Annotated in this window: 14 protein-coding genes; 7 read left to right on the forward strand and 7 right to left on the reverse strand. The window is 56.6% G+C overall.

The genetic code is table 11. The features are described from left to right. Positions 1–17: 17 nt before the first annotated feature. The 4 genes from xdhC to guaD are packed head-to-tail and all read right to left on the reverse strand — an operon-like array spanning position 18 to position 5,913. Positions 18–806 carry a xanthine dehydrogenase accessory protein XdhC gene (xdhC, locus tag DFO57_RS04820; protein WP_064373825.1) on the reverse strand — a complete coding sequence of 263 codons (789 nt, stop codon included), beginning with the start codon at positions 804–806 and terminating at the stop codon, positions 18–20. Then, positions 793–3,159, reverse strand: a complete 2,367-nt coding sequence (gene xdhB, locus DFO57_RS04825; RefSeq protein ID WP_110015137.1) for a xanthine dehydrogenase molybdopterin binding subunit — start codon at positions 3,157–3,159, stop codon at positions 793–795. Before xdhB ends, xdhC begins: the two co-directional genes overlap by 14 nt. Then, positions 3,149–4,588, reverse strand: a complete 1,440-nt coding sequence (gene xdhA, locus DFO57_RS04830) for a xanthine dehydrogenase small subunit (protein ID WP_110015138.1) — start codon at positions 4,586–4,588, stop codon at positions 3,149–3,151. Before xdhA ends, xdhB begins: the two co-directional genes overlap by 11 nt. Continuing rightward, the gene (gene guaD, locus DFO57_RS04835; protein WP_110015139.1) at positions 4,585–5,913 is read right to left on the reverse strand and encodes a guanine deaminase; all 1,329 of its coding nucleotides are present in this window, start codon (positions 5,911–5,913) and stop codon (positions 4,585–4,587) included. The genes xdhA and guaD overlap by 4 nt, the downstream gene beginning before the upstream one ends. A 372-nt stretch (positions 5,914–6,285) precedes the next feature. Between guaD and ydfG the strand changes: the two genes are divergently transcribed. After that, positions 6,286–7,032 (forward strand): bifunctional NADP-dependent 3-hydroxy acid dehydrogenase/3-hydroxypropionate dehydrogenase YdfG, encoded by a 747-nt coding sequence (ydfG, locus tag DFO57_RS04840; RefSeq protein ID WP_089517332.1) that lies wholly within the window; start codon positions 6,286–6,288, stop codon positions 7,030–7,032. 28 nt (positions 7,033–7,060) lie between these two features. Here the strand turns inward: ydfG and DFO57_RS04845 are convergent, their stop codons facing one another. Further along, complete coding sequence (locus tag DFO57_RS04845; RefSeq protein ID WP_089517811.1) at positions 7,061–7,387, reverse strand: YnfA family protein; 327 nt, start codon at positions 7,385–7,387, stop codon at positions 7,061–7,063. 132 nt (positions 7,388–7,519) lie between these two features. On the opposite strand from DFO57_RS04845, the gene DFO57_RS04850 reads away from it, so the two are divergent. Next, the gene (locus tag DFO57_RS04850) at positions 7,520–7,843 is read left to right on the forward strand and encodes a DUF1283 family protein (protein WP_013025844.1); all 324 of its coding nucleotides are present in this window, start codon (positions 7,520–7,522) and stop codon (positions 7,841–7,843) included. Positions 7,844–7,888: 45 nt separating this feature from the next. Then, positions 7,889–8,185 carry a DUF1161 domain-containing protein gene (locus tag DFO57_RS04855; RefSeq protein ID WP_110015140.1) on the forward strand — a complete coding sequence of 99 codons (297 nt, stop codon included), beginning with the start codon at positions 7,889–7,891 and terminating at the stop codon, positions 8,183–8,185. An 85-nt stretch (positions 8,186–8,270) separates the two neighbouring features. On the opposite strand, the gene DFO57_RS04860 is transcribed toward DFO57_RS04855, so the two are convergent. Beyond that, positions 8,271–9,734 carry an MDR family MFS transporter gene (locus DFO57_RS04860; protein ID WP_014605787.1) on the reverse strand — a complete coding sequence of 488 codons (1,464 nt, stop codon included), beginning with the start codon at positions 9,732–9,734 and terminating at the stop codon, positions 8,271–8,273. Positions 9,735–10,111: 377 nt separating this feature from the next. Between DFO57_RS04860 and DFO57_RS04865 the strand changes: the two genes are divergently transcribed. The 4 genes from DFO57_RS04865 (at position 10,112) to osmV (ending at position 13,549) form a co-directional block, all read left to right on the forward strand. After that, positions 10,112–10,828 (forward strand): ABC transporter permease, encoded by a 717-nt coding sequence (locus DFO57_RS04865; RefSeq protein WP_013025847.1) that lies wholly within the window; start codon positions 10,112–10,114, stop codon positions 10,826–10,828. A gap of 64 nt (positions 10,829–10,892) precedes the next feature. Continuing rightward, the gene (locus DFO57_RS04870) at positions 10,893–11,756 is read left to right on the forward strand and encodes a glycine betaine ABC transporter substrate-binding protein (RefSeq protein WP_230957801.1); all 864 of its coding nucleotides are present in this window, start codon (positions 10,893–10,895) and stop codon (positions 11,754–11,756) included. Between the two features lie 9 nt (positions 11,757–11,765). Further along, positions 11,766–12,413, forward strand: a complete 648-nt coding sequence (gene osmW, locus DFO57_RS04875; protein WP_013025849.1) for an osmoprotectant ABC transporter permease OsmW — start codon at positions 11,766–11,768, stop codon at positions 12,411–12,413. Then, the gene (osmV, locus tag DFO57_RS04880) at positions 12,413–13,549 is read left to right on the forward strand and encodes an osmoprotectant ABC transporter ATP-binding protein OsmV (RefSeq protein ID WP_013025850.1); all 1,137 of its coding nucleotides are present in this window, start codon (positions 12,413–12,415) and stop codon (positions 13,547–13,549) included. Before osmW ends, osmV begins: the two co-directional genes overlap by 1 nt. Positions 13,550–13,673: 124 nt before the next feature. On the opposite strand, the gene bioD is transcribed toward osmV, so the two are convergent. Continuing rightward, positions 13,674–14,372 (reverse strand): dethiobiotin synthase, encoded by a 699-nt coding sequence (gene bioD, locus DFO57_RS04885; protein ID WP_013025851.1) that lies wholly within the window; start codon positions 14,370–14,372, stop codon positions 13,674–13,676. Positions 14,373–14,397: the final 25 nt, after the last annotated feature.

A 14,397-nucleotide genomic window follows, 5' to 3' on the forward strand; every position in this document is an offset into this window, starting at 1 on the left:
TAGTGGCAGGTTGCCTCTTACAGAACAACCTGACCGCGTTGTTGCTGATACACCGCAATGATTTCCCCGGCAATCGCAACGGCGATTTCGGCAGGCAGTTTCCCTTTTACATCGGGCAGGCCCATGGGGCAGCGTAAGCGCGCCAGCCGGTCTTCGGCAATGCCTTTGCCTTCCAGCCGGTAGCGAAAACGCTGACTTTTCGTTTGCGAACCGATCACGCCCACGTAGCGGAAATCACCGCGCCGCAGAATAGCCTCACACAGCGCAAGATCCAGCGGATGATGGTGCGTCATCACAATATAATAGCTCCCCGCCGCCGCCGCGGCCACGCAGTCCATTGGATCGTCGGGCTGTTGCACGCTGACGCCGGGTGGCACAGAGGCAAACTGATTGTCCCGACCGTCAATCCAGTTAACGTGACAGGGTAACGTAGCCAGCAGGCTGACCAGCGCCTGCCCGACGTGGCCCGCGCCAAAAACCAGGATTTCCGGCTGCGCCTGCATCAACGGTTCAAACAGAATGGTGGTCATCCCGCCGCAGCACTGGCCTAACCGGGCACCCAGGCTGTAGTCTTCGGTATGAGGACGACGCTCTCCACTTTCCAACAGCGCGCGCGCCTGCGCAATGCACTGAAACTCAAGATGGCCGCCACCGATGGTCAGAAAACTTTCGTTGGCCGTCACCACCATCTTCGCGCCGCCGTCACGCGGGACTGAACCCCGATCGCGCAACACGGTGACCAGCACGCAGTGTTGCCGCTTCTGGCGCAGGTCGTGCAAAATCGCTATCCAGTCATGATAAATCATGGGTGCCTCCCGCCATGCGCTGGACGCCCCAGAATACTCGCTCCGGCGTAGCGGGCGCGTCCAGCGCGGGATGCAGACGATAGTCGGCGACGCTGGCTACCGCATCCTGTAACGCACACCAGGCGGCTATCCCCAGCATAAACGGCGGTTCACCCACGGCTTTGGAATGGAACACCGTGTCCTGCGGATTTTTGCGGTTTTCCACCAGCGTAACCCGCATATCGGCCGGTACGTCAGCGATCGCCGGGATTTTGTAGCTCGCGGGACCGTCGGTCATCAACTGGCCCTTGTCATTCCAGACCAGTTCTTCACAGGTCAGCCAGCCCAGCCCCTGGACAAAGCCGCCCTCTACCTGGCCAATATCGATGGCCGGATTCAGCGACGCGCCCACGTCGTGCAGAATATCCGCCCGCAGCAGCCGGTATTCGCCCGTCAGCGTGTCCACAATGACTTCACAACAGGCCGCGCCATAGGCGAAGTAGTAAAACGGTTCGCCGCGACCGGCCTGACGGTCGTAATGGATGCCGGGGACGCGGTAATAGCCCGTCGCCGATAGCGGTACCTGATTCAGCCAGGCAAGCTGCGCGACCTGGGCGAAGGTGTAATAGTGCTCGGCAGCCCGAACGATACCGTTACTGAACATCACCGCCTCTGGCCCGCATCCGTGCAGCGTACACAGCATGGTCGTCATGCGCTCACGCAATATCTCGGCGGCATTTTGTGCCGCTTTGCCGTTGAGATCTGTGCCACTGGACGCCGCCGTGGGCGAAGTGTTAGGGACTTTCCCGGTATCGGTGGCGGTGATCTGAATACGATCGACCTCGATTTGCAGCACCTGCGCCACAATCTGCGCCACCTTGGTGTTAAGCCCCTGACCCATTTCCGTTCCGCCGTGGTTGAGCTGCACCGTGCCGTCGGTATAGATCAGAATCAGCGCTCCGGCCTGATTGAGGAAGCTGGAGGTAAATGAAATGCCAAATTTAACCGGCGTCAGCGCCAGTCCACGTTTCAGCACGGGACTGCTGGCATTGAAGGCTGCGATCGCCGCGCGGCGCGCATCATAGTCACTGCTGGTTTGCAGTTGCGCCGTAATCTCATCCAGCAGGTTGTCTTTTACCTGCTGATGGTAATGGGTGATATTGCGTTCGTTCTTGCCGTAGTAGTTGCGTTTTCGCAGCGTAAGCGGATCCAGACCGCGCTCGCGGGCGATGTGATCCATGATCTGCTCAATCGCCACCATGCCCTGCGGCCCGCCAAAGCCGCGAAAAGCGGTATTTGACGCGGTATTGGTGCGACAGCGGTAGCCGGTGATACGCGCATCACCGAGATAGTAGGCGTTATCGGCATGAAACATGGCCCGATCCACTATCGATCCGCTCAGATCGAGCGAGTAGCCGCAGTTACCGGCAAGATCGATTTTCACCCCACACAACCGGCCATCGTCTTCAACGCCCACATCATAGCGGACGTAAAAAGGATGTCGCTTGCCGGTTATCCGCATGTCATCGCGTCGGGCCAGGCGCATTTTAACCGCCCGGCCGGTCAGGCTTGCCGCGACGGCGCACAGGCAGGCCACGCCCGCCGCCTGGGTTTCTTTACCGCCAAAACCGCCACCCATTCGGCGCATATCAATCGTGACCTTGTTCATGCTGATGCCCATGACCTCTGCCACCAGCTTTTGGACCTCCGTGGGGTTTTGCGTGGAGCAGAACACCTGCAGCGCGTCGTCCTCACCCGGGATCACCATGGCCGTTTGGGTTTCCAGATAGAAGTGTTCCTGCCCGCCAATATGAAACGCGCCCTGTATGCGGTGCGGCGCACGGGCCAGCGCCGCCTCGACGTCGCCGCGCTGGTGGATATGGGGCTCCTGCACAAAACTGCCCTGCAACAGTGCCTGTTCTACATCCAGCAGCGCGGGCAATACCTCATACTCGATCACCGCCGCCATCGCGCCCTGTCGGGCCGCATCCGGCGAGTCGGCCAGCACGGCAATAATAATTTGCCCAACATATTCGACGCAGTCCTGAGCCAGCAGCGGGTCGCCGGGCTGCAGCGGGCCGACATCGTTGACGCCGGGCACGTCCTGCCAGGTGAGGACGCGGACGACACCGGGAACGTCGTAGCACGGCTGGACATCAACGTGAGTGATACGGGCATGGGCATGATCGCTCAGGCGAGGACAGAGATGCAGCAGACCGGGCTGCTCCGCTTTGTCATCGATATATATCGCCTCGCCGGACACGTGTTTATCGGCGCTTTCATGCTTATTGCTGCGCCCCACGCCGCTGCTGATGTCGCGCGCATGAGCAATGGGTAATGCTGAATCGGGCAGAGCCGGACGATTATGGGACATAGCGGCTTACCTCAGTCAGGGACAATCCGTTGAGACGGTAAAAGTAACGGCGCAGCAGGTTGCTCGCCACCTGCAGGCGATAACCGGCGCTGGCGCGGAAGTCGCTGAGCGGCTCAAAGGTCTCTTCCAGCGCCTGACAGGCCGTGGCTATCGTTTGTGCGGTTAAGGCCGATCCAATCATGGCCTGCTCACACCCTGTGGCGCGCACCGGCGTTGCCGCCATCCCGCCAAAGGCAATGTGTGCCGCTGTCACAATGCCGTTATCGGTTTGGATATTGAAAGCGGCAAACACGGCTGAAATGTCGTCATCCAGCCGCTTCGAGACCTTCCAGGCAACAAAATCAGGTGACACCGTCACTTTTGGAATAATGATGGTATGGATAAACTCACCGGGTTGCAGCACGGTCTGCCGGTAGCCGGTAAAAAACGCGCTGAGTGGCAAAGTGCGTTGCGTGTCGCCCTTCTGCAGCAGCAGAGAGGCGTTTAATGCCAGCAGCGTTGGCGATGCATCGCCAATCGGGGAAGCATTAGCAAGATTACCGCCCAGTGTGCCAAGCTGGCGAATTTGCAGCGAGGCAAAACGCGTCAGCATCTCCGTTACTCCCGGAATGCGCGTCGCCATAAACGCTGCGATCTGGTCGAGCGAGGCGGAGGCGCCTAAGTGATAGGATGCGTCGTCCTCATAACAGTGTTTCAGAGCATCCACCTGCCCCAGCGCAATCATCAATGGAATACCCTGGTAGCGTTGGGTAATCAGCAGGCTCAGGTCCGTGCCGCCCGCCAGTAACGCGGCATCGGGGTGCGCGACACAGAGCGCAGCGAGCTGCGCGACGGTGATGGGAAGGTAACAGTGACGGCCTTTGTCCTGAATTACCCGGACCTCCTGATTCTCCAGCGCGCGCAGGCGCTCAACCACGCCCTGCTCACAGCGATCAAAGCTGTCCGGCTGTGCCTGCGTCACCAACTGTTCGGCCGCCGCCATAATGGAACGATAACCGGTGCAGCGACACAGGTTACCGGCCAGCGCATGCTCTGCCTGCTGCCGGTCCCAGTCGCTGTGATTTTTTTGCAGACTGAACAATGACATCACAAAGCCCGGCGTGCAGAAGCCACACTGCGAGCCATGACAGTCCACCATCGCCTGCTGAGCCGGATGCAGGGTTTTCCCCTCACGTAAATCTTCGACGGTGATGAGCTGCCTGCCCTGTAATCCACTGACCAGCATCAGGCAGCTGTTAACGGTCTGATAGTGCAACCTGCCGTCCACCACGCTCCCCAGCGTGACGCTGCAGGCACCACAGTCGCCGGACGCACAGCCCTCCTTGGTGCCACAGCGACGCTGATGCGTGCGCAGATAAGAGAGTACCGTCAGATTGGGATCGATACGTTCTTCTGTGACGAGCTGGTCGTTAAGCAGAAACTGAATCATGCGGCATTCTCCTTTGTGGTGGATTGCCAGACCGGTCGGCCGTTAACCCACGTCTCTACGATGTTTCTGTCATCACCCAGCGTCATCAAGACGAACAGTTTTTCCCAGATATCCTTGCAGTTCCCCATACGCAGCTTTTGCAGCGCCGATACGGCGGGATCCAGCACGACAAAGTCAGCTTCTTTACCTGGTGCAAAATTACCGATGTGCTGGTCAAGATCCAGCGCACGGGCCCCACCCAGCGTGGCATGGTAAAAGGCTTCTGCAGCACTCAGCCTGTATTGCTGTAACTGGCCGACCTTGTAAGCCTCGCCCAGCGTTTGCAGCATATTAAAGGTGGTTCCGGCGCCAACATCGGTGCCGATGCCCACTTTGATGCCCTGCTGCCAGCTGCGCTTGATATTAAACAGGCCGCTTCCCAAAAACAGGTTTGAGGTCGGGCAAAAGGCAATGGCGGAATCCGTATCGTGCAGACACTGCCATTCATGATTTTCCAGATGCAGGCAGTGTGCAAAGACGCTTCGCCGGCCGGTCAGCTGATAGTGGTGGTAAACGTCCAGATAGCCATTGCGTTCGGGAAACAGCGCGTTGACCCAGGCAACTTCCTGTTGGTTTTCGCTGAGGTGCGTGTGGAGCCAGACATCCGGGTAAGCCGTGCGCAGCGCCTGCACTTTCTTTAACAGGTCGGGTGACGAGGTGGGCGCAAAACGCGGCGTCAGGGCATAGCTCAGTCGGCCGCGGCCGTGCCAGCGCTCAATCAGATCGCGGGAATGTTGATAGCTTTCTTCCGGCGTTTCGGTGAGGTAATCAGGCGCATTGCGATCCATCATGACTTTACCGGCGATGATGCGCATCTCAAGCGCTTCGGCCGCGCTAAAAAGCGCCTCTACCGACTGCGGATGCACCGTGCCAAAAACCAACGCACTGGTGGTGCCGTTAGCCAGTAGCTGATGGAGAAAAAACGCTGACATTTGCGCGGCATGCTCGGCACAGCGGTACTGCCTCTCAACCGGAAACGTATACTGATTCAGCCATTCGAGAAGCTGCTCACCATAGGCGCCGATCATTTCTGTTTGCGGGTAATGAATGTGGCAGTCGACAAAACCCGGCAGGATCAGCTTACCGCGCAGATCGATAACGCGCTCTGCTGCCTGACTGCTGCTGACATCACACCAGGGGTGCAAACCAACTACGCGGCCCTCACGCAGAATGAGCAGACCATCTTCGATATAACGCGCCTGAGACAGAATAGCCTCAGGCTCGTTCGCCACCGCGGCAAAATCAAAAAAACTGGCACGAATCGCCGTGTCCTGGCATGTAGACATATCGTTTCCTCTTACCGGGCGCCTGATGTTGTCGCCCTGTTCATCTCGTACTCTCTTTAAACACTCTGCAAGACGCATGCCAGATCAGAACCTGATAAATCACTTTATTATCAGTCATTTATGAATATCATCCTGTTGCGCAACGCTTTCGCTGACAAAATCGCCACGCAATCGGTTGCTCATCCAACGCAATCGGTTGCCAGTAAAAATGCACCCTGCCACGTTACCTTGCTGCCCCGTTCTCTGCACGATTTCGGGGCAGCGTGCGCTAAAAGCGCGCAAAAGCGCCTCCCCACGGAATTCAGCGGACACAGGCTAAAATGCCGTGATAAGGTGAGGAGACATCACGAAACTGGAAGAGGGAAAAGTGAGATGATTATTTTTGTTACGGGAGCCACAGCCGGTTTTGGCCAAAGCATTACCCGCCGATTCATCGAAACAGGTCACAAGGTGATTGCCAGTGGACGTCGTGCTGAACGCCTGAAGGCGCTGAAAACGGAGCTGGGTGAGAATCTGTACACCGTACAGTTAGATGTGCGTAACCGGGCATCGATTGAAGAGGCCATCGCACAGCTGCCTGCCGAGTGGCGCAATATTGATGTCCTGGTGAATAACGCCGGTCTGGCGTTGGGCATAGAACCCGCGCACCGGGCAGATGTGAACGACTGGGAAAATATGATCGACACCAATACCAAAGGGCTGGTCTATATGACGCGCGCGGTTTTGCCTGCCATGGTAGAGCGTAACGTCGGTCACATTATTAACATTGGTTCGATTGCCGGCAGCTGGCCTTATGCCGGGGGCAACGTTTATGGCGCCACCAAAGCCTTTGTGCGCCAGTTCAGCCTTAACTTACGCACCGATTTACACGGTACGGCCCTGCGTGTGACCGATATTGAGCCGGGCCTGGTCGGCGGCACGGAGTTTTCTAACGTGCGCTTTAAAGGGGACGATGGCAAGGCCGAACAGGTCTACGAGGGCGCCACGGCCCTGACGCCTGAAGACGTTACCGAAGCCGTTTACTGGGTGGCCACGCTGCCGAAGCACGTCAACATCAATACGCTTGAGATGATGCCCGTCAGCCAGACGCTGGCAGGGCTGAAAGTGCATAAACCCTGACCGATAAGCCAGCCGCAAAGGCTGGCTTTTACGCTTTGCCCCATCCCGCTACGATAATCAGCATGCCGCTCAGCGCAATCAGCGCACCACTCCAGTCCCATGCGCTCAGCTTGACACCTTCGACCACGCGCAGCCAGAGCATGGCCGTCAGCACATAGACGCCGCCGTACGCCGCGTAAACCCGGCCGCTGGCCGCAGGATGTAAGGTCAGCAACCAGACAAATAACACGAGGCTCAACGCGGCAGGCAACAACAGCCACATGGACGCCCCCTTCTTTAGCCACAGCCACGGCAGAAAACAGCCGATGATTTCCGCCAGAGCGGTGATAAAAAACAGCAGCGTGGTTTTAAGCAGCACAATAATCTCTCTGACAGGTAAACAACATGCACACAGCTGGTGAGCAAGTAATCGGCAATGGTATACTATTCTCATTTGATGCAATAGTTTTACCCAAGAGTAAAACAGTGTTAACCGAAGGATATTACGATGAAAAAATTGGTTCCGGTTCTGATGGTGGCCCTGCTTTCTGCCACCGCGATGCGTGTCAGTGCGAACACCGAACACGTGATTATTGAAAACGGCAGCAGCGCATTGAGCAACGAAGCGGCACGTCAGAGTAAAGAGCAGTGGAATGATACGCACATGCTGCGCAACAAAGTGAACAGCCGGGTTGAGAAAGAATTCGATAAAGCCGATCGCGCATTCGACACACGCGACAAATGTGAACAGAGCGCTAATCTGAATGCCTATTGGGAACCCAATACGCTGCGCTGCTTAGACCGCCGCACGGGCCGCCCGGTATTGCCGTAAATTTCGGCTATAGTAATGACTGACGCATGACAAAAGGAAAGGGTTATGAAGATCAAGAGTGCATTACTGACAGCGACGTTTTTAGCCTTCCCCCTGCTGGCTCAGGCATCCTGCGAATCTGTAAAAGCGGATATCAGCCAGAAAATCATTCAAAACGGCGTGCCTGAATCAGGCTTTAGCCTGGATGTGGTCGCCAACGATCAGGTTGATCAGGCTGGCGGTCAGGTCGTCGGCCATTGCGATAACGACACACAGAAAATTGTTTATAAAAAGCTGGGCCGTGATGAGGGCGCCTCCGTGCCCGACAGCGCAGGCAGCTCGCAAGACTCCGCTACACAATAATGTTCAGGGCGACGATGATGTCGCCCTGTCTTTTCCTGTCTTTTGCTGGCCCTTCTCTGCCCATCACGCCTGAGGTTTCAGCGCACTATTCCGTTTGTTGCGGCTGCTGGCGCGGCATCTTCCACGCTACCCACAGGGTGAGGAACGCAATGACCAGTGCCACAATAAAGACCCAATGTAGCGATGCGGCTATTGCCTGCAGCATAGGCTGAAGCACGTCCGGTGCCAGGCGGTCGCGCGTTTCCTGCGACATGATTTGCTGAACCGGATCCTGCGCATGGGGCAACCGCCATTGCAGGTTCAGGTTAAGCACCGCGCCCATCACCGCTGTCCCCAGCGCCGATCCAATCATACGGCTAAACATGACCGACGCTGTACAAATGCCTTGCACGTTAAAGTCGGCATGATTCTGGACAGATACCAGAAATGTCGTGCTGGTCATTCCCATGCCGGTTCCGATGACAAAGGCGGTGAATCCCGCCTGGAACAGCGTGCTTTCTGTGTGCAACAGCAGTAGCAAGGCGCTGCCGCCGATTAATAACAGTGCGCCCAGCTGCGCGGTAAAACGGTAGGAGGTCAACAGCATCAGACGGCCACTTAGCGTACTGGCCAGCGGCCAGCCAACAGACATCATGGCCAGCGCAGTTCCGGCCTGAAGCGGCGATCCGCCGGTTACGCCCTGAATCCAGGTCGGCAGAAAAGCGCTGACGCCCATCATGGTTGCACCAATGATGAAGTTGCCGAGATTGCCCGCGATAATCAGTGGGCTTTTCCACAGGCTGAGCGGGAACAGCGGCGAGCGGGTGCGCTGCTCATGACGGGTTAACTGCCAGCCAGCCACCAGGCCAATGGCTAAGAACAGCAGCAGCCAGTAGCCAAGCTGTTCCGCCTGCAGCAGCGCAATCAGAACGGCGCTGATACACAACGTGAGCCAGCCGCTCCCGGTCAGATTCAAAGACTGGGAGGGTTGTGTCTGCGTATAGGCAGGCAGCAAGGCTGCCAGCATCAGCATGCTGATGATGCCGATCGGTACGTTGACCCAGAAGATGACGGACCAGCTAAAGTGCTGGACCAGCCAGGCACCGGACAGCGGACCGACAATCGCCGCAACGCCCCAGACGCTGGACAACCAGCCCTGCACGCTGGCGCGTTCCCGGGGGGAATAGATGTCTGCCACGATGGTGGAACTCAGCGGCATGATCGCGCCCGCGCCCAGCCCCTGAAATGCCCGGAAGACAATCAGCCAGAGCATCGTGTGGGCGAAACCGCAGAGCACCGACCCGGTAAGGAAGATCGCGATGCCCAGAAACAGCATTTTTTTGCGGCCCCACAGGTCCGCCAGCCTGCCATAGAGCGGCACGCTCACCGCCTGGGTAAGGAGATAGACAGAGAAAACCCAGCCAAACTGCGAAAAACCGCCGAGATCGGCCACAATGGTGGGCATTGCGGTCGCCACAATCGTGACTTCAATCGCAGCCATAAACATGGCAAGCATACAGGCAAAGAGAATCCAGTGGCGACGGCGTGGTGCGGAGGTGCTGTTGGTCATGATGCTCCCTTTTTTGTTCCCTAAGGCTAGCGCATATTTCACCAGACGGGAACCGATTCAATCCAAATTGTGACACTGTCACTTAAAAAAGGCCTTTTCAGGTCGTTTCACTCTGAAACCTGTTGCTGTAAGGGCTGGGGCGTTTTTTGGCTCATGCTATCTTCCTGATTTTTCCGATAAAAGCTGGCGCGCTCCGCTTACCGCTGCTATAGAAATAAAGCGCTATTTTCCGCACTTGGTGAAATTACGCAGAAATTCACTGCGGTTTGCCGCATTTAGCGACCGGCATGGTTTTGGAAGGGGCGCTGACGATAGCCACTTTTGTCATGCTGGTTTAGGTAGCTATAACAACAGATCCGTAAACAGGGAGAAACCGTATGCATAACGCTTCACTGGCCAGGCGTGCCGGTCTGGCACTGCTGGCTGTGGTCGCAGTGGCAGGTGCGCTGGTATGGGGGCTTGGCTGGGATACGCTGGTCGCCCGCAAAGACGATCTGATTTACCTTGGACAGCAGCACCTGTTTCTGGTGTTTTGGTCGATGCTGTTCGCCCTGCTGGTCGGTATACCCAGCGGTATTCTACTCAGCCGCCCTTTTGCCCGGCGCTGGGCGGAATATGTCATGCAAATCTTTAACGTCGGCAATACGCTGCCTCCTCTTGCCGTTCTGGCGCTGGCGATGGTTGTCATTGGCATTGGTGATAAGCCCGCCCTGGTCGCGCTGTTTCTGGCATCACTGCTGCCTGTCGTCCGTAACACCTACTCCGGACTCAGCGCCGTACCGCCTTCGTTGATCGAAGCCGCGAACGGCATCGGCATGACCAAATGGCAGCGCTTACGTCAGGTTGAGATTCCTAACGCCCTGCCGGTTATTCTTGCGGGCGTGCGCATTGCCACCGCCATTAACGTGGGCACCGCCCCGCTCGCCTTCCTGATTGGCGCCAGCAGCTTTGGCGAACTGATTTTCCCCGGCATTTATCTTAATGACTTCCCTGTGCTTATCCTGGGTGCCGTTGCTACGGCGCTGGTTGCACTGGTGCTGGATATGCTACTGGCGTCATTAGGGCGCTACCTTAGCCCGCACGCTGCGGCATAACGATAAGGGGTTTGTAATGCTAACGCGCTGGATTAAGAGCTCTACCCTGGCACTGGTGGCCTCAATGGCACTCAGCCAAAGCGTACAGGCGGCCACGCCGCTGGTGCTCGCGACAAAAAGCTTTACCGAGCAACATATTCTTTCAGCCATGACGGTTATGTGGCTGCAAAAGAAAGGCTTTGAGGTTATCCCGAAACGCAACATCGCCACCACCATCAGTCGTAATGCCATGATTAACAAGCAGATCGACATGACCTGGGAATATACCGGTACCTCACTGATCATCTTTAACCATATTAATAAACCGATGTCCTCCGAGGACGCCTATAAAACCGTGAAAAATCTGGACGGCAAACTGGGTCTTATCTGGCTCAATCCCGCCCCGATGAATAACACCTATGCCTTTGCCATGCAGCGCGCGCGCGCGGAAAAAGAAGGTATTTCGACGCTGTCGCAACTGGTGGCCAAAATGGATCAGGTGCGTAAAACAGATCCGAAACATAACTGGCGACTCGGGCTGGACCTGGAGTTTTATGGCCGTTCAGACGGCATGAAGCCACTGCAGAAGACCTACAACCTGACGCTCGACAGGCCTCAGATTCGCCAGATGGATCCGGGGCTGGTCTATAACGCCGTGCGCGATGGTTTTGTGGATGCCGGCCTGATCTACACCACGGACGGGCGCGTGAAAGGTTTCGATCTCAAGGTACTGGAAGACGATAAACACTTTTTCCCCAGCTACAACGTGACGCCGGTTGTGCGTCAAGACGTGCTGGCGAGCCATCCCGGTCTTGAAGCCGCCCTGAATCAGCTTTCCCCGCTGATCACCGATGAGGCCATTACCGAGTTGAACAAGCGCGTGGACATCGATCACCAGTCGCCTGAACAGGTAGCGCGCGATTTCCTTCAATCCAAAAACATGCTGTAAGGAGGCATCGTGGATACCCTTCATTACATCATTGATAACTGGAATAACCTGCTCACGCTGACCTGGCAACATACCTGGCTGGTGCTGGTTGCAGTAGGATGCGCGATTGTTATTGGCGTACCCCTTGGGATTTTAATTGTGCGCTTTAAATGGCTGGCCACGCCGGTGCTCGGCATTGCCACCGTTGTACTGACCATCCCGACGATTGCGTTGTTTGGCCTGATGATTCCGCTTTTCTCGCTGATTGGGAAAGGGATTGGTGCGCTACCGGCTATCACGGCGGTCTTCCTGTATTCATTACTGCCGATTGTGCGCAACACGCATACCGCATTGGAAAATCTGCCGGACGGCCTGCGTGAAGCGGGTCGTGGCATTGGTATGACGTTCTGGCAACGCCTGCGTTGGGTTGAGATCCCGATGGCGCTTCCGGTGATTTTTGGTGGTATTCGCACCGCCGTGGTCATGAACGTTGGCGTGATGGCTATCGCGGCCGTGATTGGTGCTGGCGGGCTGGGCATGCTGCTGCTGGATGGCATTAGCGGCAGTGATATTCGTATGCTGATTGCCGGGGCGCTGATGATTTGCCTGCTGGCGATTGTTCTTGACTGGCTGCTGCACCGTTTGCAGCTGGCGCTGACTCCTAAGGGAATTCGATAATGATAAAACTTGAAAATCTGACGAAAACCTTCAGCCAGAAAAACGGCACGCTGATGAAAGCGGTGGACAATGTGAGTCTTGAGGTTCCTGCTGGCGAGATGTGCGTGCTGCTTGGGCCTTCGGGCTGTGGCAAAACCACCACGCTGAAAATGATTAACCGCTTAATTCCCTCTACCAGCGGGCGGATTCTCATCAACGGTGAAGACACCAGCACTCAGGATACCACCACCCTGCGTCGCAATATTGGTTACGTGATCCAGCAAATTGGTCTGTTCCCCAATATGACGATTGAAGAGAACATCACCGTGGTGCCACGCATGCTGGGCTGGGATAAAAAGCAGTGCCGCGAGCGGGCAACGGAGTTAATGAGCATGGTGGCATTGGATCCGAATAAGTTTCTGCATCGCTACCCGCGTGAAATGTCCGGTGGACAACAGCAGCGCATTGGGGTGATTCGCGCGCTGGCGGCTGATCCGCCGGTACTGCTGATGGATGAGCCTTTCGGCGCGGTTGACCCAATTAACCGGGAAGTTATTCAGAATGAGTTTCTGGATATGCAGCGTCAGTTAAAGAAAACGGTGATGCTGGTCAGCCACGACATTGATGAAGCACTCAAACTTGGCGACCGCATCGCGGTCTTCGGCCAGGGCAAAATTGTCCAGTGCGCCAGCCCCGATGAGTTGCTGGCGACGCCGGCTAACGATTTTGTCGGCTCCTTTGTTGGCCAGGACCGTACGTTGAAACGTCTGCTGCTGGTACAGGCAGGCGACGTGACCGACCAACAACCCACCATCACGGTAAAACGCTCGACGCCGTTAACGGAGGCTTTTGGCACCATGGACGAAAACGACATGCGTTCCATCACCGTGGTTGACGACGACGGCAAGCCGTTAGGATTTGTGAAACGCCGTGAGGCGCGTCACGCGAGCGGGCGCTGTGAAGAGATGCTGCATACGTTTAAAGTGACCGGCAAAGCAGAAGAAAACCTGCGTGTGGTTCTGTCGAAACTCTATGAACACAACACCGTCTGGATGCCGATTGTGGACGAAGATGGCCGTTACAGTGGCGAGATTTCCCAGGACTACATTGCTGATTATCTCAGCTCCGGGCGTACCCGTCGCCGCCTGAATCCATAATGAATCAGGGCCGCACGTTGGTTGCGGCCCACTTAATCCTGCCTCTCATTCCGTATCACTGTTGGTCAGTTATCTCTGATGAATGGCACCGTCGCGCGCGTGGCGCCATCCTGCTCTGGTTCTCTCAGGCTGTTTTTGTCCGGGCGTAGTGCAGGTTATCGCTATTCAGCAGGGAGATATCCAGATAACGGGACAGATCGCGCTGCTCTGCGCGGGGCAAGTAAGGCAACTCACCGAGAAGCGGTGCCGTAATCTGTTCACGCAGGACGGAAATGATATCGGCATAGTGCGCCAGCCCCGGATTAATACGATTAGCCACCCATCCGGCCAGCGGCAATCCGTCGGCCTGGATCGCCTGAGCGGTCAGTAGCGCATGGCTGATACAACCTAACTTAATCCCGACCACTAAGATGACGGGCAGTTGCTGCTCGATCACCCAGGCCGACAGCGGCTGGGCATCGTTCATCAGGCTGCGCCAGCCCCCGGTGCCCTCGACCACCACGCGATCGGCAAGCTGATTGAGATGCTGAAGCCCCTGCGTGATTTTCGCATAATCGACCTTATTGGGCGGGTATCCGCAGATTTCTTCTTTCTCAAAAATGACCGGATTCACTGCCTGATAAGGCAGCGCAAGGGAAGAGGCGCTCTGCAAAAACAACCCATCCTTGTTTCTCAGGCCCTCTTCTGTTTTGACGCCCCAGCGGGCAACAGGTTTGTAGCCCGCAGCCCGCTCGTTCGCCTGGGTAAAACTTTGCAGCAGGGCGCGTGCGACCACGGTTTTCCCCACTTCGGTATCGGTTCCGGTAATAAATAGCGTTTTCACTCTACTTCTCCTTCACAAGCGGTGT

This window comes from Pantoea sp. AG702, assembly GCF_003182295.1.
GTDB classification, from domain to species: domain Bacteria; phylum Pseudomonadota; class Gammaproteobacteria; order Enterobacterales; family Enterobacteriaceae; genus Pantoea; species Pantoea ananatis.